Annotated in this window: 18 protein-coding genes; 3 read left to right on the top strand and 15 right to left on the bottom strand. The window is 72.2% G+C overall.

Features of this window, described 5'->3' with window-relative positions; all coding sequences use genetic code 11:
• Positions 1-47 precede the first annotated feature (47 nt).
• Positions 48-3,479, top strand: coding sequence for a beta strand repeat-containing protein (locus ACZ7GX_RS01110; RefSeq protein ID WP_498771452.1), 3,432 nt, complete (start codon positions 48-50; stop codon positions 3,477-3,479).
• Between the two features lie 78 nt (positions 3,480-3,557).
• Here ACZ7GX_RS01110 and ACZ7GX_RS01115 read toward each other — a convergent pair whose 3' ends face one another.
• From ACZ7GX_RS01115 to ACZ7GX_RS01170, 12 genes are all read right to left on the bottom strand, one after another.
• Positions 3,558-4,340, bottom strand: coding sequence for a GGDEF domain-containing protein (locus ACZ7GX_RS01115; RefSeq protein ID WP_498771454.1), 783 nt, complete (start codon positions 4,338-4,340; stop codon positions 3,558-3,560).
• Positions 4,341-4,406: 66 nt separating this feature from the next.
• Positions 4,407-5,291, bottom strand: a complete 885-nt coding sequence (locus ACZ7GX_RS01120) for an exonuclease domain-containing protein (protein ID WP_498771456.1) — start codon at positions 5,289-5,291, stop codon at positions 4,407-4,409.
• A 25-nt stretch (positions 5,292-5,316) separates the two neighbouring features.
• A complete protein-coding gene (locus ACZ7GX_RS01125) occupies positions 5,317-5,874 on the bottom strand; it encodes a TetR/AcrR family transcriptional regulator (protein ID WP_498771458.1) in 558 nt (185 codons plus the stop codon).
• 1,442 nt (positions 5,875-7,316) lie between these two features.
• Positions 7,317-7,697: a helix-turn-helix transcriptional regulator gene (locus ACZ7GX_RS01130; protein WP_498771460.1), complete on the bottom strand. Its 381-nt coding sequence runs from the start codon at positions 7,695-7,697 to the stop codon at positions 7,317-7,319.
• Positions 7,698-7,713: 16 nt separating this feature from the next.
• On the bottom strand, positions 7,714-8,124 hold the full coding sequence (locus tag ACZ7GX_RS01135; protein ID WP_498771462.1) for a VOC family protein: 411 nt from the start codon (positions 8,122-8,124) through the stop codon (positions 7,714-7,716).
• 112 nt (positions 8,125-8,236) lie between these two features.
• Positions 8,237-9,598: a replicative DNA helicase gene (dnaB, locus tag ACZ7GX_RS01140; protein WP_073897890.1), complete on the bottom strand. Its 1,362-nt coding sequence runs from the start codon at positions 9,596-9,598 to the stop codon at positions 8,237-8,239.
• 413 nt (positions 9,599-10,011) lie between these two features.
• Entirely contained in the window at positions 10,012-10,470 is a 459-nt protein-coding gene (rplI, locus tag ACZ7GX_RS01145) for a 50S ribosomal protein L9 (RefSeq protein WP_498771960.1), read from the bottom strand.
• A 13-nt stretch (positions 10,471-10,483) separates the two neighbouring features.
• Entirely contained in the window at positions 10,484-10,723 is a 240-nt protein-coding gene (gene rpsR / locus ACZ7GX_RS01150) for a 30S ribosomal protein S18 (RefSeq protein ID WP_015805710.1), read from the bottom strand.
• 51 nt (positions 10,724-10,774) lie between these two features.
• Positions 10,775-11,272: a single-stranded DNA-binding protein gene (locus ACZ7GX_RS01155; RefSeq protein WP_498771465.1), complete on the bottom strand. Its 498-nt coding sequence runs from the start codon at positions 11,270-11,272 to the stop codon at positions 10,775-10,777.
• Positions 11,273-11,284: 12 nt separating this feature from the next.
• Entirely contained in the window at positions 11,285-11,626 is a 342-nt protein-coding gene (gene rpsF, locus ACZ7GX_RS01160; protein WP_123748234.1) for a 30S ribosomal protein S6, read from the bottom strand.
• Positions 11,627-11,753: 127 nt separating this feature from the next.
• Positions 11,754-12,689 carry a trypsin-like serine peptidase gene (locus tag ACZ7GX_RS01165; RefSeq protein ID WP_498771468.1) on the bottom strand — a complete coding sequence of 312 codons (936 nt, stop codon included), beginning with the start codon at positions 12,687-12,689 and terminating at the stop codon, positions 11,754-11,756.
• 84 nt (positions 12,690-12,773) lie between these two features.
• Positions 12,774-13,781, bottom strand: coding sequence for a hypothetical protein (locus tag ACZ7GX_RS01170; protein ID WP_498771470.1), 1,008 nt, complete (start codon positions 13,779-13,781; stop codon positions 12,774-12,776).
• 156 nt (positions 13,782-13,937) lie between these two features.
• Here ACZ7GX_RS01170 and ACZ7GX_RS01175 point away from each other — a divergent pair, with 156 nt between their 5' ends.
• Complete coding sequence (locus ACZ7GX_RS01175) at positions 13,938-14,708, top strand: deoxyribonuclease IV (RefSeq protein ID WP_498771472.1); 771 nt, start codon at positions 13,938-13,940, stop codon at positions 14,706-14,708.
• A gap of 23 nt (positions 14,709-14,731) precedes the next feature.
• Entirely contained in the window at positions 14,732-16,114 is a 1,383-nt protein-coding gene (locus tag ACZ7GX_RS01180) for a glycosyltransferase family 87 protein (RefSeq protein ID WP_498771474.1), read from the top strand.
• A 1-nt stretch (position 16,115) separates the two neighbouring features.
• Here ACZ7GX_RS01180 and ACZ7GX_RS01185 read toward each other — a convergent pair whose 3' ends face one another.
• From ACZ7GX_RS01185 to ACZ7GX_RS01195, 3 genes are all read right to left on the bottom strand, one after another.
• On the bottom strand, positions 16,116-17,711 hold the full coding sequence (locus tag ACZ7GX_RS01185; RefSeq protein ID WP_498771476.1) for a glycosyltransferase family 87 protein: 1,596 nt from the start codon (positions 17,709-17,711) through the stop codon (positions 16,116-16,118).
• Positions 17,712-17,801: 90 nt separating this feature from the next.
• Positions 17,802-18,983 carry a hypothetical protein gene (locus ACZ7GX_RS01190; protein WP_498771478.1) on the bottom strand — a complete coding sequence of 394 codons (1,182 nt, stop codon included), beginning with the start codon at positions 18,981-18,983 and terminating at the stop codon, positions 17,802-17,804.
• Between the two features lie 64 nt (positions 18,984-19,047).
• Positions 19,048-19,320 carry a hypothetical protein gene (locus ACZ7GX_RS01195; RefSeq protein ID WP_498771480.1) on the bottom strand — a complete coding sequence of 91 codons (273 nt, stop codon included), beginning with the start codon at positions 19,318-19,320 and terminating at the stop codon, positions 19,048-19,050.
• Positions 19,321-19,557: the final 237 nt, after the last annotated feature.

A 19,557-nucleotide genomic window follows, 5' to 3' on the forward strand; every position in this document is an offset into this window, starting at 1 on the left:
CGACCACCCCTCACCTCCCGCAAGGGACACCGGAAGAAGGAGAACCCATGCAAACCTGGGCCAAGCGCGGTCTCCAGACCGCACTTGTCACTGGTGGTTTGCTGATGCTCGGCACGGGCATCGCTTCAGCCCAGGAGAACGTCAACCCCGACGCGAAACCGAACCCGCTCGACGCGAAGGTGCGCGTGCCGGTCGACGTCGACCACAACAACCTGGGCACCCTGGTCGGCAACCACGACCTGCCCACCATCCACGAGGAGATCGGCACGCCGAGCGCGGCCGACCTGCCCGTCCGCGACGTCGCCGTCCCGGCCAACCCCCTGGTCCGCACCGCGCAGGAGCGGACGGCGGGCGTCGAGGCCACGGGCCTGACCCGCGGCAACACCGCCGACGCCGACGTGGTCGTGCCGGTCAGCGTCTGCGGCAACGCGGTCGCCGCCGGCGGCAACGCCTACAGCGACGGCGTGTGCACCCAGTCGGCCACCAGCGCCGGCGAGATCAGGGCCGACGGTTCGCGCGGCACGCTGTCCGGCAACGTGGCGCACGCCGCCGCCGCCGTCTCGCCCCAGGTCAACGGCAACGCCGTCGCGGTCCTGGCCAACGCCGAGTCGCACGCCACGTCCTACCAGCGCGCGGTCGCGGGCGACCGCGTCCACACCTCGGGCGAGGACGGCTCGCTGTCGGGCAACATCGCCGCCGTGCAGGGCGCGGTGCCCGCGCAGGTGACCAACAACGCGGTCGCCGCGGGCGGCAACTCCTTCAGCGGGGCCTCGTCGTCGAACGACGCCCAGGCCACCGGCTCGCTGAGCACCACCGGCGAGCGCGGCACCGGCGCCGGCAACGTCCTCGGCGCACCGGTCGCACCGGTCGTCGCGGTCACCGGCAACGGCGTCGGCGCCGCGGGCAACGCGGACACCGCCACCGAGAACCGGGCGTCCGCCGACGCGGGCACCACCCAGCGCGACCGGACCGACCTCCCGATGTGGTCGTCCACCACGGGTGACGACGGCACCCTCGCGGGCAACGTGGTCCAGCCCGCGTTCGCCGGCCCTGTCGCCGCGGGCGACAACGCCGTGGCCGGCGGCGGCAACGCGCAGGTCGCCAACGCGATGGCGCACGACGCCGAAGCGGGCGGCAACAGCTACACCTCCGGCCAGGACGCGGTGCTGTCCGGCACCTTCGCCGACGCGCCCGTCGCCCTGCCGGTCTCCGGCGCGGGCAACTCGGTCTCGGGCGTGGGCACCACGTCGGCCCGGCACTCGAACGAGGCGACCGCGGTCTCCGGCGGCGACACCTACACCAACGGCGACCGGTCCGTGCTGTCGGCCAACGCGGCGAACCTGCCGCCGGCCGGCGCGGCCGACCTGTGCGGCAACGGCGTGGCCGGTGGCGGCATCGCCGACGCGGACTGCCACAACGACGTCGTCGCGGACTCCGGCGGCTACAACGGCACGACCGGCAACGACGCGGTCGGCTCCGGCAACATCGGCCAGGTGCCGCTCGGCGCGCCCGCCGAGGCGTTCGGCAACGGCGTAGGCGCGGCGGGCACGCCCACCGGCCGGGCCACCGAGAACAAGACCGTGCGCTCCGGCAAGGTCGCGACCAGCGTCGACGACAACGGCACCGTCTCCAGCAACGTGGTGTCCGCGCCGACCGCGCTGGGCGGCCAGGTGTTCGGCAACGCGGGCGGCGTGGTCGCCAACCCGACGTCGAGGACCGACAGCGACACCGAGATCGACCTCGGCAACGCGCCGACGGCCAACGGCAAGCACGGCTCCGCGTCGGGCAACATCGTGCACGTCCCCACCTCGAACCCGGCTCAGGTCTTCGGCGACTCCGCGGTCGCGGTCGGCAACGGCTCGGCCGAGACCGACAGCAAGCTCGACTCGCGCTCCGGCGGCGCGGCCACCACCACCGGCGACGAGGGCTCGCTGTCGGGCAACGTGCTGTCGCTGCCCGAGGCGTCCTCGCCGCAGGTGTTCGGCAGCGCCATCGGCGCGGGCAGCAACGTCGAGTCGGAGAGCCGCAACCAGTTCGGCTCGCACTCCGGCGGCGACGTGCAGACCTCCGGCGACGACGCGTCGTTCTCGGGCAACGGCATCGGCGCGCAGCCGTCGATCCCGCTGCAGGTGTTCGGCGACGCCGTCACCGCCGCGGGCAACGGCGAGTCCCGGACGGACAACACCACCGGCCTGATCGCCGGTGGCCGGCACCTGACCTCCGCCGAGGACAGCGCGTGGTCGGGCAACCTGCTCACCGCCCCCGCCGCGCTCACGCCGTCGGTGCACGGTGACGCCGTGACCGTCGCCGGTCTCGCGGACGCCGCGACCGCCAGCCGGTCGAGCAGCAAGTCCGGTGGCGTGACCACCACCGAGGGCAGCGGCTCGGTCACCTCCTACGACGTCGAAGCGCCGACCGAGGCGTTCGCCCGCCTGTTCGGCATCCCGGTGGAGGTGCTCGGCACCGCCACCACGAACACGCAGGACAGCAACGACGTGCGCACCGGCGACGACCGGGGCGAGCCCGCGCCGGTCGCCGACGCGAGCCGGGGCATCCAGCTCCCGGCGAGCCTCGACAGCCTGATGCGGGTCACCGAGCTGCCGGCGCTGGACCTCGTGGGCGCACTGGCCCAGTACTCCGTGCCGCTGGGCCTGCCGGGGATCGGCGAGCTGCGCGGTCTGCCCCTCGACCGCCTGCACCAGGTCCAGCTGCCGGGCAGCGGCCTGCTGGCCCGTGCGGTCCCGAAGCCGGAGGCGCCGGACCTGGACGCGCCGGACCTCGACGCGCCGGACCTGGACGCGCCGAAGCCCGACCTGCGCAAGCGGGAGCTGTCGAAGGCCGCGCCGGTCGCCGCGCTGTCGAAGGCGGAGCTGCCGGAGGCGTCCGCGCCGATCGGCGCGCTGTCCCAGGCCCGGCTGCCCGAGGCGTCCGCGCCGGTCGGCGCGCTGTCGCAGGCCGAGCTGCCGACCCAGCAGCTGCCCCGGCTCGACACCCTCGAGCAGGTGTTCCGCCACGGCCTGCCCCCGGTCGCCGAGGCGACCCGCGCCGCCCTGAGCGCGGCGCCCTTCGCGGGGGTGCTGACCCGTTCGGTGTCCTCGGAGTCGGACGAGCGCTCGTTCGGCGGCAGCCTGCCGCTGGCCGGTGACCTCACCGCGACGCAGGGCCTGCCGGTCGTCGAGGACCTGCCGCTGCACAGCGTGCCCGCCGGTATCACCCCGGACGGTCGCGCCCTGTCGTCGCTGCCCGTCGCGGCGCCGGCCGGCCTGCCGTTCGTGCTGCCCGTGCCCGGTGTGGCGCAGCCCCGCAGCGAGTCCCCGATGGTGCCGCCGCTGGCGCTGAGCGGTATGAACGTCAACCCGGTGCAGGGTGGCGCCGGTCCGGCGCGGTTCACCGAGACCCAGGCGCCCGCCCTGGCGGGCATCGACGCGCGCAGCGCGTTCAGCTCGCTCGAGGACACCACCGTGATGCCGCGGATCTGATCCACCGATCCACACCTCCCGCGACCGGGCCCCTGGCACCTCAGTGCCAGGGGCCCGGTCCCGTTCACGGGGGTCGGCTCAGCGGCGCAGGCGTTCCTCGACGTGCGCGATCACCGAGTGCAGCGGCGCCTCGCCGTCGCTGGTCACCCAGCACACCCGGACCCCGGTGCGCACGCGCTCGCCGCCGAGCCGCACCGCCCGCCCGGCCAGCTCGCGAACCCGGGCCGCGACCGCCTCGCCGCTGCCGTTCGGGTGCTCCGCGACCACGGCGAACGAGTCGCCGCCGTACCGCGCCACCGTGTAGTCGGCCCGTAAACCCTGCCGCAGCCGTTTCGCCAGCACGGCCAGCAGCTCGTCGCCGCGCTTGAAGCCGTGGGCCGCGTTCACCGCCGCCATCCGGTGCACGTCCGCCAGCACCAGGGTCGCCAACGTGCCCTGGGTCCGCGCCCGGATCAACGCCTGGTCCAGCCGGTCGAGCAGCAGCGCCCGTCCCGGCAGCCCGGTCAGCGCGTCGAGCAGCCCGGCGCTGTGCGGCACGTCCGCCTGCACCGGCCGCAGCAGCACCAGCACCTGCCCGCGCACCCCGATCGGGTAGTACTCGGCCCACACGTTGGCGTGCGGCAGCACCATCGGGATGGTCAGCGGTGATCCGGTGCGCAGCACCTGCGCGGCCAGCTCGGCGCAGCTGGGCAGCGGGGCGCCGGAGTCGTCGCGGGCGCAGGCGTCACCGAGCAGCGACGACGCCATCGGGTTCGCGGCGAGCACCACGCCGTTCTCGTCCTGGAGCAGTACCCCGACCGGCAGTTCCGAGACGAACTCGTCCCACACCGCACGGGAAGCCGTTGTCTGCACGGTACTCATAGGACTCGTGCCTTCCGCTGAGGCATGGCCTGTCCGTGAAGAGCCTCCCCGCAGGTAGCGGGCTTTTCAATAGGCCCGACGCCACCCGGTCCGGTGATCTTTGGCCGGCGGTGTAACGCCGAGCAGGTCCAGCATCCCGGCGAAGTCCTCTTCGGACACGATCGGCACCCGGTACGCCCGCGCCCGACGCGCCTTGCTCGACAGCGTGAACGGGTCGGCGGCCACGACCAGGCGGGTCGACTTGGTGACGTACCCCTGGCTGACCAGCCCGGCCGACGCGGCGCGGTCGACCCACTCCTCGCGCGGCGCGTCCATCTGGCCGGTGAACACGACCCGGTCGCCGCGCACCAACGTCACCAGCTCCGGCCGTCGTGGCGCCGGAGCCGCCGTGCCGCGGCGCACCTCGACCACGTCGTCGGCCGGCGGCACGCGCGGCACGGGTTCGGCCTCCGGCACGCCGAACCCCAGGTAGTGGGCGAACAACCGGGCCGTGGCGCGGGCGTCGTGCAACGCGGAGTGCGCCGAGTCGAGCGTCACCCCGACCGCCTCGCAGCACGCCGCCAGCGATCGGCCGGCCCGGCCCGGCAGGTACCGGTCGGCCAGGCGCATCGTGCACAGGCCCGTCACCGGCAGGTCCACCCCGGCGCGGGCGAACTCGGCGGTCAGGAACCGGGCGTCGAACGACAGGTTGTGCGCGACCACGACCCGTTCGGCGAGCCGTGCCGCCAGGGCGCCCGCGGCCTGCGCGAACGTCGGCGCGTGCCACACGTCGGCCGCGCGGATCCGGTGCACGTGCTGCGGCCCGAGGTCGCGCCCGGGGTTGAGCAGGGTGCACCACTCGTCGGTCACCCGGCCCGCGTCGTCCAGCCCGACGACGGCCACCTCGACCACCCGGTCCGCACCGCGCGCGGCGAACCCGGTCGTCTCCACGTCGACCACCGCGTACCCCATGATCGACGAACCCTACCGATCATGGTCACGTGCTCAGCGCGCGGAGCACGAGATCGACCACCGCGTCCGCGAACTCACCGGTCAGCGGGGCCGTGCGCAAGAACCACCGCTGGTAGACCGGTCCCAACAACAACTCCACCGCCGCCGACACGTCGACGTCGGGCCGCACGTCCCCCAACCGCCGGGCCGCGTGTAATCGCTCCTCCAGCGCCATCCGGCGCGGCATCAGCAGCAACGTCACCAGGTCCGTGCGGGACTCGTGCACCAACAGCCGGCACACCTGGTCGAACCGCCGTTCGGCCAGCTCCTCGGCCGCGGCCCGCAACTCCCGCTTGAGGTCGACGGCCAGCACACCGCTCGGCAACTCGTCCGCACCGGCCGGCCCGAACTCCACGAACGCGTCGAACAGCAACGGCCCCTTCGACGGCCACCACCGGTAGATCGTCTGCTTGCCGACCCCGGCCCGCGCCGCCACCGCCTCGATGGTCAACCGGGAGTGGCCGAGCGCCTCGACCAACTCCAACGCGGCCAAGAGGATCGCCCGCCTCGAACGGTCGCTGCGCCGCGCCGCGTCGGGTGGCATCCATCGATCGTAGGCGCAGTCGGGGAATGACTCACCACGGACGCAACCGGTGGCCCCGGAGCACCCCGAACGCCGGGCCCCGGTGTCGGTAGTTCGCCTGACATCGCGGCCGTCGCGGAGATCGTATGGTGCCGGAGTCGCCCGGCGGCCCTACCCGCCCGTCGTGACTCCCAGGGGGATCGCAGCTTGTCCTACCAACCTCGAAGTCCTCAACACCACCCGCAACAGCCGTACCCGCAGCCGCCGTACCCGCCACCGCATTACCCGCAGCCGCCGTCGCCGTGGACCGGGGTTCCGCCCGGCCCGCCGAAGAAGCGCACGGGCCGCGTGGTCGCCGTGGTCGTCGTGGTGCTGGTGGTGCTCGCCGGCGCCGGCGGCGTGTGGTTCTGGCAGTCGGGTGGCGGCTCGTCGGCGGTCGGCGAGGACCTCCCGAAGAACCCGGCGCTGGACCGGCTCGCGTTCCCCGACCTGGGCGCCCTCCGGCACGGCGACGGGGTCGACGCGCTGTGCGGCTCGATGGCGGAGGTGATGACCGGCCGCGGTTACCGGCCGATCTCCCGGGGGAAGACGGAGGGCGGGATCAACTGCCGATTCATCACGCCCGGGCTGTCCTTGTTGACCGACGGCGCGCTCATGATGAGCTCCGACGTCGCCACCTGGCGAGGCGACGCGGACGACCGCTACCAGCGCTTCTACGACCTGGCCGTGCGGCAGCGGGACGCGCAGCTGAAGAACCCCGGCTACGCGTCGAGCAAGATCGAGCACTTCCCCGCCGGCGACGGGGGGTACGTCTTCCACCGGGAGACGAAGGCGGTCGGCGCCACCGGCGCGCGGACCGACACCGAGGCGGTGTTCCGGTCGGGTGAGGACCTCATGTGGGTCGCGCTCTGGGGCAACGTGCACCGCGCGGCCAAGGGCGGCGAGCGCGTCCTGGCCGACCCGCTCACCGAGGAGGTCACCTACGGGGAGATCTCCGACATCGTCAAGTCGCTCAGCGGCGAGGGGCAGCCGGGCGCGCCGCGGATCACCAAGCCGGAACTGGCGCAGCAGCCGACCCTGGCCGCGACCAAGGCGAAGCCGGTTGCCGGTGGCACCACGACCAAGGACGTGTGCGCGAAGTTCGACGCGGCGGCCGGGCAACTCGGTGTCGCCGCCGTGCCCAACCGCGGTGGTTGCGTGTACGACCCGCCGGACGGCGCGTCGTACGGCGAAGGTTCCGTGCACCGCACCGTCGAGATCGCCGTCGGAGTGGAGGAGAAGGACTCCAACACCCCCGCCGAGGAAGAGCTGGCGAGGGAGCTGAGGAGCCTGCTGGGACGGACCTCCGACGATAAGTACGAGTTCGGGAAGGTGTGCGAGCTCCCGGTGGGAGACACCGGGTACGCCGTCTACTACACCCTGAAGGGTGGCGGGGGCAGCAGCTCGGGTTACGTGCAGGCCGGTTACGTGGTCGACGGCACGACGCACGTCGTGGTCAAGGTCACCAGCCGGGTCAAGAAGGGCCGTGACCTGGTCGCACCGCCCGAGGAGGCCCTGGTCGCGGACCTGGTGACCGTCCTGACCGCGATCGGCGGCTGACGAAGAGCGGCCGCCGCCCGCTCGGCGCGCCGCGCCACCAGGTACGCGTGCGGGGACTTGCCGTACGCGTTGCGGAACTCGCGGCTGAGGAGTCCGGCGGGCAGGCCCGCGGCGCGGGCGAGCGCCAGGACGTCCAGCGGCCGTGCGTGCTCGCGGTCGATCCGGTCGCGCACCCGGCGCAACCGCGCCAGGTCTTCGAGTCGCTTCGCCTCGGCGCGTGCGCGCGCCCACGCGGGGTGGCACATGGCGGGACCTCCCCGTTCAGCGGAGCTCTTGGATGCGGATCAGGTTGCCCGCGGGGTCGCGGAAGGCGCAGTCGCGCACGCCGTACGGCTGCACGGTCGGCTCCTGGACCACCTCCGCGTCGCCCGCCTGCACCTTCTCGAACGTCGCGTCGAGGTCCCGGGTGGCCAGCAGGATCCAGCCGTAGGTGCCCTTGGCCATCATCTCGGTGATGGTGCGGCGCTCGTCCTCGGTGACGTTGGGGTCGGCGGCGGGCGGCGCGAGGAGGATGGACGTGTCGGGCCGGCCGACGGGACCGACCGTGATCCAGCGCATCCGACCCTGGCCGACGTCGCTGCGGACCTCGAAGCCGAGGGTGTCGCGGTAGAAGGCGAGGGACGCCTCCGGGTCGTCGTGCGGGAGGAAGCTGGTGTTGATCGTGAGGTCCATGCGTTCAGCCTAAGCACGCCTCTTGACCTGCGCTTCTCGATTCGTGATCGCTCACGGGTCGGGTCAGCGGCCCAACCCGTCCACCCGACCCGCCGACCGCCGCCGCCGGGCGTCAGCCCTGGGCCAGGTCGGCGAAGCGGCTGTAGTGGAGCTGGTGGGCGACGGTGATGGTGGCCGTCGGGCCGGCGCGGTGCTTGGCGATGATCAGGTCCGCCTCGCCGGCGCGCGGGTCGTCGCGTTCCCAGGCGTCCGGGCGGTTGATCAGGATCACCATGTCGGCGTCCTGCTCCAGCGAGCCGGACTCACGCAGGTCGGACAGCTGGGGGCGCTTGTCGGTGCGCTGTTCCGGGCCGCGGTTGAGCTGGCTGATCGCGATCACCGGCACCTCGAGCTCCTTGGCGATCAGCTTCAGGTTCCGGGAGAACTCCGAGACCTCCTGCTGACGCGACTCGGTGCGCTTGCCCGACGACATCAGCTGGAGGTAGTCGACCACCACCAGCCGCAGGTCGTGGCGCTGCTTCAACCGCCGCGCCTTGGCCCGGATCTCCATCATGGTCAGGTTCGGCGAGTCGTCGACGAACAGCGGCGCCTCGCTGATCTCGCTCATCCGCCGCGCCAACCGGGTCCAGTCGTCGTCGCTCATCCGCCCACCGCGCATGTCGCCGAGCCGGATGCGCGCCTCGGCGGAGAGCATGCGCATGACGATCTCCGTGCGCGACATCTCCAGCGAGAAGATCGCGCTGGTCAAGCCGTGCTTCACCGAGCACGACCTGGCGAAGTCCAGGCCCAGCGTCGACTTGCCGACACCGGGCCTGGCCGCGACGATGATCATCTGGCCCGGGTGCAGGCCGTTGGTCAGCTCGTCCAGGTCCGCGAAGCCGGTGGGGATGCCGAGCGACGAGCCGCCGCGCGAGGCGATGGCGTCGATCTCGTCCATGGTCGGCTGGAGCAGCTCCTCCAGCACCACGTAGTCCTCGGTGGTGCGGCGCTCGGTGACCTCGTAGATCGCCGCCTGCGCCCGGTCGACCACCTCGTCCACGTCCGCGCCCTCGGCGCCGTTGTAGCCGAGCTGCACGATCCTCGTGCCCGCCTCCACCAACCGCCGCAGCACGGCCTTCTCCGCCACGATCTCGGCGTAGTAGGAGGCGTTGGCCGCCGTCGGCACGGTGGCGATCAGGGTGTGCAGGTACGGCGCGCCGCCGACGCGCAGCAGCTCGCCCCGGCGTTCCAGCTCGGCGGACACCGTGATCGGGTCGGCCGGCTCGCCGCGCCCGTACAGGTCGAGGATGCAGTCGTACACGGCCTGGTGCGCGGGCCGGTAGAAGTCGTTGGGGGCCAGGACCTCGACCACGTCGGCGATCGCGTCCTTGCTCAGCAGCATCCCGCCCAGCACCGACTGCTCGGCGGCGAGGTCCTGCGGCGGCTGCCGTTCGAAGCCGGGCTCGGCCATGCCCCGGTCGTCCACCAGCGCCACCGTGAGCTCACCCCAATCTGCTGCCGTGCGGATGTTGTACCTCGTGGGTCCGACAAAGTCCGCCGCGCCACGCCCCGTGGTCCAGCGACGCTAGAGCCACCTGGATGGCGTAGGCAAACCCACCTGTGGACAACTCGGTGGACAGCTTGGGGATGGTCGCGCCCAGCTGACCACAGGGCTGGGGAAACCTGTGGACAACCTGGGTACAACTCAGGCCCAGACAAAAGTTTGGCCTGGTCAAGTCCTGTGGATAAGTTTGTGGAAAAGTAGTGCGTCACACCTTCGGCGTGTCGCGTGTAACCGCCGGCACGGCGTGTCGCGCACAACGTGTCACAAGAGTTGTCCACAGCCGGACGTGCGAAAGCGCCGCCCGACCAGAACACCTGGTCGAACGGCGCTTCCGGGGAAAAACGTCAGACCGCGCTCGCGACCTCGACCGAGAGCGACACGGTGACCTCCGGGTGGAGCCGGACGTTCACCGAGTGCTTGCCGAGGGTCTTGATGTGGCCCGCGATCTCGACGGACCGCTTGTCCAGCGTCGGGCCGCCGGCCGCGCGCACGGCCGACACGACGTCGGACGAGGTGACGGAGCCGAACAGCTTCTTCGAGCCGGCCGCGGACTTGGCCTTCAGCGTCACGGAGCCGAGGCCCTCGAGCGTGGCCTTGATCTCCTTGGCGTGGTCCAGGTCGCGCACCCGGCGGGTGTCCTGCGCCCGGCGGATGACCTCGACCTGCTTGGTCGCGCCCTTGGTGGCCATGATCGCCAGGCCGCGGGGCAGCAGGTAGTTGCGGCCGTAGCCGTCCTTGACCTCGACGATGTCGCCGGGGCCACCGAGGCCGGTCACGTCAGCGGTGAGGATGAGCTTCACGATGCCGTCCCCTTTCTCAGCGAGCGGTCGAGGTGTAGGGCAGCAGCGCCATCTCGCGGGCGTTCTTGACGGCGACCGCGACGTCGCGCTGGTGCTGGGAGCAGTTGCCGGTGACCCGGCGGGCGCGGATCTTGCCCCGGTCCGAGATGTACTTCCGGAGCAGGGTGGTGTCCTTGTAGTCGATCAGGTTGGCGTTCTTGTCCTTGCAGAACGCGCAGACCTTCTTCTTGGGCTTGCGCACAGGCGGCTTGGCCATGTGTGGACTCCTGGTATTACGCAGTGAAGTGTGGAGTGGACCGGTGCCGGTCTAGAAGGGGGGCTCGTCGGCGAAGCCACCGGAGCTGGCCGGGGGCGCGGAGCCCCACGGGTCGTCGGCCGGTGCGCCGCCGCCGCCACCGCGAGACTGACCGCCGCCGCCGAAGCCGCCGCCGCCGTCTCCACGGCTGACCTTGTTGACCTTCGCGGTCGCGTAGCGCAGCGAGGGGCCGATCTCGTCGACCTCAAGCTCGATGACGGTGCGCTTCTCGCCTTCCTTCGTCTCGAAGGAGCGCTGGCGCAGCCGCCCGGACACGAGCACGCGCGAACCGCGGGTGAGGGACTCGGCCACGTTCTCCGCGACCTGCCGCCACACGTTGCACCGCAGGAACAGCGCTTCGCCGTCCTTCCACTCGCCGCTCGCCTTGTCGAACGTGCGGGGGGTGGAGGCCACGGTGAAGCTCGCCACCGCGGCGCCGGACTGGGTGAAGCGGAGTTCGGGATCGGCGGTCAGGTTCCCGACCACCGTGATCGTCGTCTCGCCTGCCATGTCTCGGCGCTCCTAGGCCTTGGCCGCGGCCTTGGCGGCGATCCGAGCCGCGGTCTTCGCGGCCTTGGCGGGATCGCGCCGGATGACCTTCGTCCGGAGCACCGTCTCCTGCAGGCCGAGCTGGCGGTCCAGCTCCTTCACCGCGTCGGGGGTCGAGATCAGGTCGAGGACGGCGTAGATGCCCTCGGCGCTCTTGTTGATCTCGAAGCTCAGCCGGCGCTTGCCCCACACCTCGACCTTCTCCACGTTGCCACCCGTGGTGCGGATGACGTTGAGGAACGTGTCAAGGGACGGCGCGATCGTGCGCTCGTCGAGACTGGGGTCGAGGATGACCATCACTTCGTAATGACGCATGAAGACCACTCACCTCCTGTGGACTCGGCGGCCACGGACGTTCCGTGGCAGGAGGGTCGTCGCGTCAGCAACCCGTGAAGGGTAACAGGCCGCCGGGCGGTGCTTCCCGGCGGCCTGTTCACGCAGGTCAGAGGCCCCAGCTGAGGAGGTTCTGGCGGACCTCCTCGATGATCCGGGTGCCCCGGTTGTGGCTGGTGTAGCCGTAGGCGTGGATGGCCACCGCGCAGGCCGCGGAGCAACCGCTGTCGTAGTTGTAGACGGGCGAGCCGCTCTGCCCGCCGATGGTGTCCAGCAAGTAGTGGAGCTGGCGGGCGTTGGTGGCGGTCACGGTGTTCGAGGTGTACCACTGCGTGGCGTAGGGCTTGTCCTGCGGGTAGCCCCGGGTGGTGACCGTGGTGCCGTCGAGCGAGGCGGTGGACGTGCTCAGGCCGAACCAGCCGGTGGTGTCGCCGATGGTGCAGGTGAGCTTGAGGGTGGCGTAGTCGTACTCGGTGTTCCGGTCCTGGGTCCACCCGGTGACGGTGTAGGCGTTGGACACGCCGCAGCTCCCGTACGGCGACGAGTCGCCGTTGCGGCCGGGGTACACGGTGAAGTCGGTGTTCCACGCGGCCGCGTCGAGGTTGTAGACGCAGTGGGCCGCGGTCGCCACCGCGTCCGCCTCGTACAGCCACCCCGTGCACCAGCTCGTCGTGCCGGTGGGCTTGGTGTAGGTGAAGCGGACCGTGGCGCGGGCCGGGTAGTCGAAGGTGTAGGTGGCCTGGACGCGCTCGTCCGGGGCGATGATCGACTGGACGGAGAACTCGTCGGGGTTCACCGTCGCGGGCTCCGGCCCGGCCACCCGGCGCACGCCCTTGGCGTCGGACAGGTCGCCGGTGCCGGTGAACCCGTCGCTCGTGCCGAGCTCGCCCGCGGGTATCCGTTTGATCGCCGGACCCACGCGGCCGTCGGCGGAGACCGGCGTGTTCGGGTCGAGGGCGGGCGCGGCGACCGAGGTCGGGGCCGAGGCGAGGGTCAGGGTCAGGCACAAGGCGGCGAGCGCGGGCACGGTTCTCGTGATCATCATGCTGGGAACGCTCCCAGCACCCGAGGCCGCTGGACAGCGAGCAGACGCACGAAGAACGGGCGTCCGGTTGGTCCTTCTGGGGCCTTACGCGGAGGCGACGGCCCGGCGCAGCACCCAGGTGCGCACGAGAGCGCCCGTCACGCACGACAGCAGCAGCACGGCCAGCAGCACGGGAGCCGCCACGCCGCCGCCCATCCGACCCGAGCCGGGCAGCGCCTGCGCCCGGCCGGCGGTCTGCACGCCGTCGGAGTCGTCCCCGCCCGGCACGCCGTAGCCGGGCCGGTAGCCGCTCACGCCGCCGCCGTAGCGCACGCCCGGTGACGGCGCGTACTGACCGGGCACGGCGAACGGCAGGGAGCCGTAGCTGAACAGCGGCACGCGGCCGAAGTTGCCGCCCCACGGGTTCGAGCCGTACAGCGGCACGTCGAGCCCGCCGACGCCGCCGACCGGGCTGTTCGCCGGCGCCTGGCCGTTCGGGGTGGCGCCGGGGTTCGAGGTGCCGGGGTTCGCGCCCGGCCGGCCGGTCTGCGGTGGCTGGTTCGGCGTCGGCTTGGTCCCGGGCAGCCCGGGAAGCTGGCCGGTGGCCTGCTGGGAGGCGTCCGCGAGCGCCTTGGACCCGTCCTGGACGGGCGCGGCGGCGGCGTTGACGCCCTGCACGGTGACGCCGCACAGCTTGGTCAGCTCGGCGCGCACCCCGTTGGAGAGCGTGACGATGATCGGCCCGAGCAGCGGCAGCTTGATCAGCTCCGCGTTGACCTTGTTCGCGATGTCGCCGCCGGTGATGACGCCCGAGCCGGTGGGGATCGCGCCGATCGCGATGGGCGGCAGCGCCGAGAACGCCTGGCGGAACGGCTCCGCGAGCGGCGGGCCGAGCAGCGGGATCGCGCGGATCAGCTGCACGATCGGGTCGAGGACCGCGGTCGGGCTCAGCGCCACCGGTGTGCCCGGCTCGCCCTGCACGGTGGTCGCGCAGCTGCCCACCACGACGGGTTCGGCGGCCACGGCCGAACCGGAACCGGCCGCGGCGCCGGCCGTGCCGACCGCGAGCACGACGGCCGCCGCGCTCACCAGCCGAATGAGCCGGATCCGCATGTCTGGCCTCCTGGCGTGGCGGCTGCGCTTCTCGTTTCCTACTTGCAAGTAACGAGCGTAGGTGCTCGTGGTGACGCGGGCCATCCCCCTCGACGACAAATTTGGTATCGGCGGCGGGCGGCGGTGCGTTTCGGCGCCCGACTACCCTCCACACCCATGCGAATCGGGGCCCACGTCCGCGACGACGACCCGCTCGGCGCCGCCGTCGACCGCGGCGCCGACGTCGTGCAGTTCTTCCTGGCCGATCCCCAGGGGTGGAAGGCGCCGAAGCCGCACCCCCAGACCGAGGGGCTGCTGGCCTCCGACCTGGACGTCTTCATCCACGCGCCGTACCTGGCCAACGTCGCGTCGCTCAACAACCGCATCCGCATCCCGTCGCGGAAGATGGTGCTCCAGCACGCCGAGGGCGCGGCCGAGGTCGGCGCGAAGGGCCTGATCGTGCACGGCGGGCACGTCGCCAAGGGCGAGGACCCGGGCGACGGCATCGCCAACTGGCGCAAGATGTTCGAGCGCCAGGCCGACAGCGGTGGCTTCGCGGTCCCGATCCTGATCGAGAACACCGCGGGCGGCGAGAACGCCATGGCGCGGACGTTCGACATGCTCGGCAGGCTGTGGGACGCGGTCGGCGAGTTCGGCGCGGGGTTCTGCCTGGACACCTGCCACGCGTTCGCCTCGGGCGAGGACCTGGTCGGCATCGTGGACCGGGTGAAGGCCATCACCGGGCGCATCGACCTGGTCCACCTCAACAGCTCCCGCGACGAGTTCGGCTCCTCGCGGGACCGGCACGCCAACATCGCGTCCGGCACCATCGAGCCCGAGCAGCTGGTCGCGGTGGCCGCCGCCGCCGGGTCGCCGGTGCTGGTCGAGACACCGGACGAAGGGCAGGCGGCGGACATCGCGTTCCTCCGCGAGCACTTGGGCGGCTGAGCGTGACCCGGGAGGTGGTGGCCGTGGCGGAACGCGCGGACGCCGGGTCGTCCCCGCCGCGGTTCGGCCGGGTGGCGCTGGCCGCGGTCGTCCTCCTGTGCGGGCTGACGATGTTCGCCGGCTTCCTCAACAAGGACCGCTGCACCGGACCGGAGTTCGACCAGTGGGGCCGCAGCGCGCCGGACTACGAGCGGCGCAACAAGGCCGAGGTCTGCTACTCCGACATCCAGCACCTGTGGATCGGCCGTGACATCGACCGGCACGTCTTCCCGTACGTGAACGGGGGCATCAACAGCAAGGGCGTGCTGGTCGGCGGCGTGGTCGAGTACCCGGTGCTGACCGGGCTGACGATCTGGGCGGGCGCGATCCTCGCGGACGACGACGCCGCGTTCCTGCTGTTCTCGGCGCTGCTGATGGCGCCGTTCGGGTTGGCCACCGGGTGGTTGCTGGGGAAGCTGAGCCGGTGGCGCGCGCTGATCTGGGCGCTCGGCCCGCCGATGGTGCTCTACGCGTTCCACAACTGGGACCTGCCGGTCGTGCTCTGCGCGGTGGCGGCGGTGTACGTGGTGCACCGGGGCTGGGGGCGGCGCGAGCGCCCGCTGGTCGACCGCGCGGTGGCCGCGTCCGTGCTGCTGGGCCTCGGGTTCGCGTTCAAGATCTACCCGGCGATCTTCGTGCTGCCGCTGTGCCTGTACGTGCTGACCGGCGGTCCCGGCGGCCGGTGGCTGCCGCGCGGCGCCCGGTACGACCTCGCCGGCGCGGTGAAGGTGGCGCTGGCGTCCGTGGTGACGGTGGTGCTGGTCAACCTGCCGTTCGCGGTGGCCGGGCTGGAGGGCTGGAAGGCGTCGTTCGCGTTCCAGGGCCTGCGGCGGGTCGACATCACCACGAACTCGATCTGGTTCTGGTCGATGCGGCCGTTCCTGTCCGACGGCGTCATGCAGTCGCTGGTGGCAGTGCTGTCGCCGGTCGGGATCCTGCTGTCGTTCGCGCTGGCGTGCGGGCTCGGGTGGCGGCGGTACCTGAGCGAGGGCAGCTACCCGTGGGTGCCCGTGTCGGCGGCGATGCTGTGCGGTTTCCTGTTGCTGCACAAGGTGCACTCGCCGCAGTACACGTTGTGGCTGGTGCCGATGTTCGTGCTGCTGCGGGTGGACTGGGGCTGGGTGGCGGCGTACTTCGTGGCGGACCTCGCCATGGGCGTCGGCATCTTCCGCTGGTTCTACGCGATCGAGTTCGGCGAGCCGTCCGGGATCTACGACGGGTTCTCGGCGCAGGCCGTGGTGATCGGGGTGTGGGGCCGGGCGGCGCTGCTGGTGGCGTTGTTCTTCGTCTTCCTGCGCTCCGAGGTCACCTTCACCGACCACCTCCTGCCCACCCGCCGACGTCCGGCGCCCAGGACCCCCGCGTAGGTCAGCCGCCCACGCCGGCGGGCACCGGCGCGTCGTCCCGGCGGCGCCGGCCGAACCGCAGCGCGAACCGGTCCGGCGCGCCGTCGATGAAGCCGCCGCACGGGTCGTCGTCGCCGGCCTGGCGCACCTTGTCCAGGGCGGGCCGGTAGATCTCGCGCACGATGAACCCGCACAGCACGATCACCGCGACGTCGCGCGCCACCACCGCGCCGAGGAACCAGTCGATCGGCAGGCCCTTGTTGTCCACGCCCAGGTAGAAGAACATCCGGGGCACCCAGACCAGTGCGTCCACCGTCATCCACACCAGCAGCAGCTTCCACCGCGGCAGCGCCAGCACGGCCAGCGGCACGAGCCACAGCGAGTACTGCGGGCTCCACACCTTGTTCGTCAGCAGGAACGCGGCCACCACGAGGAACGCCAGCTGCGCGAACCTCGGCCGCCGCGGCGCGGACATCGCCACGAACCCGACCGCCGCGCAGCACACCAGGAACAGCACCGCGCTGACCGTGTTCAACACCTCGGGCGCCTGCCCGTGCAGCAGACCGGGGTCGAAGCCCTGCCACCCGGTCCACTGCGCGACCACGTTGTAGAGCGAGTCGGGGTCGACGCCGCGCTCGGTGTTCAGCCGGAAGAACTCGCGCCAGCCGTCCGGGTAGAGCCACGCGATCGGCGCGTTCACCAGGCCCCAGGTGGCCAGGGTCGCGCCGAGCGTGGTCCACCCGGCCCGCAGTTTGCCAGCCCGCCAGCACAACAGCAGCAACGGTCCGAGCAGGAACAGCGGGTACAGCTTCGCCGCGCCGCCCAGCCCGAGCAGCACGCCCGCCAGCACCGGCTTCTTGCGCGCCCACGCGAGCATGCCCGCCGTCGCGAACGCCGTGGCGAGCGTGTCGAAGTTGGTGAACGCGTGCACGACCACCAGCGGCGACACCGCCACCAGCACCGCGTCGTACGGCCGTCGCCTGGCCAGTTGCGCCACCGCGAAGGCGGTCACCAGCCACGCCAGCGCCAGCCACAGCGCGGTGATGTTGAAGTACACGATCACGGTCATCGGGTTCGGCAGCCACCCGGACGAGGCGATCACCGTCCAGCCCTGCGCCATGCGCGCGTTGAGCAGCTGGAACATGCCCGTCAGCACGGGGTACTCCATGTACCGCACGTGCGCCGTCGGCTTGCCCTCGTCGTCCACCCACGAGGTCTTGTAGGGGAACGTGTCCGGCTTGTCCAACCGCTCCGCGGTGTACAGCGGCACCGTGTCGGAGTAGCACATCGCGGTGAACTGCTTGCTGCCGCGCCAGTCCAGTTGCACCACGCCGTTGTCGTCGACGTACTGCTGCACGCACGGCGACTTCTGGAACCACGCCAGCGCCAGCGTCACCACCGCGAACAGCAGCACGACCCGCAGCGGCGTCCAGAACCACTGCCGCCCGACCGACGCGTGCCGACCGACCGGTCCGCCCAGCGGCTTGCTCGCCGCGCGCGCCAGCGGCTCGGTCCACGTCGGGTTGACCCGCTCGTCGGGGCTGAGCGAGTCGGTGTCGTCGGCGTTCGCCTGCGAGCCGTCGGGGGTCGCCTGCGAGTGCTGCGAAGGGCTGGCCACGGTGACGGATGCTACGGGCAGGGGTCAACGGGCGTTGTGAGGTCGGGGTGGGCCCGCCACGAATCCCCGAGGTCGTGGCGGGCCCGCGGGTCAGCTCGCAGGCCAGAGCACGGCGTGCGCCACGAACCCGGGCATGACCGCGAGGCCGACCGCGGTGCCGCCGTCGTTCGCCCCGTACACGCTGGCCGAGGTCGCACCGGACGGTGCGCCGAGGTCCTGGGCGACGCCGGCGGTCCAGCGCACCGGGCGGTCGGTCTCACCGGCCGAGCCGGAGTTGCCGACGATGGAGCCGTCCTCGGCGACCGCCACGGCACGGCTCGACACGTCCTCCGCCAGCGGGGGCAGTTCGGTCAGTTGCCCGGCCGCGTCCCAGGACATCGCCAGGTAGCGCCAGCTGCCGACCACGGCGTTGCCCACGACCACGCCTGCCTCGTTCAGCCCCGTCACGCCGGCGAAGTTCCTGCCCGCCGTGTTCAGCGTGCCGGCGCCGGCGCCGGTCCACAGCACCGGCACCAGCCCCGTGTTCGTCAGGATCGAACCGACCACAACGCCTGCCTCGTTCACGGAGTCCGTCCAGGCGAGTTCACCGCCCGGTGCGCCGAGCTCGCTGATCGTCCCGCTCGCATCCCACCGCACCGCGTGGTTGTCGGAGTCGGGCGTGAACACCGTGCCGACGATGACGCCGGCGTCATTGATCGACGTCGCTCGATCGGAGATGATCGGCAAACCTCCCGGCACGAACGGGCCGCCGGGAAGCACGCCCAGGTCGGTCACCGTGCCGTCGGCCGCCCACTTCACCGCGTGTGACCGGCCGTCCGCGGCGAACGAGTGGCCGACCGCGACCCCGGACGCGTTGACTTCCGACACTTCGCCCGTGATACCGCCGGGCAGCAGCGACAGCGCGGTGATCGCGCCGTTCCCGTCCCACCGGACCGGCCGCCGCTGACCCGACAACCGTGCGACGCCGATGATCGCGGTGCCCGTGTCGTTGATGTCGACGGCGGTGCTCCACGTGCTGCCCGCCAACGTCCCGAGCTGACTGATGGTGTGGTCGGCGCCCCAGCGCACGGCGTGCGTCTGGCCACCGGCCGTGGTCGCCTCACCCACGATCACACCGGTCTCGCTGATGTCGACCGCCTTGCTCTCCGTTCCGCCGGGCAAAGTGCCCAGGTCGATCGGCCCGGTCGTGTCGGCGCCGGCGGGTTGGACACCCAGCAGCGCGACCCCTGCCGCAGCGAGCACTCCCGCCACGAAGACCCTGTTCTTGCGCACGCCAAATCCCCCTACTGTCGTTCGTTCGGTGAAAGCGCGCCGTCCCACCGCGGGACGGCGACGACTAATCGGTGAGTCGGACGGTTCGGTCGAACGTGCCGAACCCCGGCGCCGCCGACGGCAGCGAAGCGGCGCACTCCACGTCCGCGGCCTCTACCACCGGTTCCGGGTCCAGGCGTGCGGTGAACCGGACGCACAGTCGCACCGATCGGCTTTCGGCGGTCCACCCGCCGCCCGCCTGGCCCTGGCCGTAGTACACGACGTCCAACTCGAACCCGGTCGGCGTGGTGCGGCTGCCGAAAACCCGATCCGGGTCGCCGGCCACGGCTTCCGCCAACGCCGCCCCGGGGCCCTGGCCCCGCGTCCTGCGGACGGTTCCCTCGACCCGATCCCGACCGCGTTCCGCGTCGTCGCGGGCGTGGCGGGTGGCGTAGTCGAACGCCTGGTCGGCCTCGGAGGCACAGCCGGCGGTGGGGGGGGGGGGGGGGGGGGGGGGGGGGGGGGGGGGGGGGGGGGGGGGGGGGGGGGGGGGGGAGGGGGGGGGGGGGGGGGGGCTGGGGGGGGGAGACGCGCC

It is taken from the genome of Actinosynnema sp. NPDC037264 (assembly GCF_055603705.1).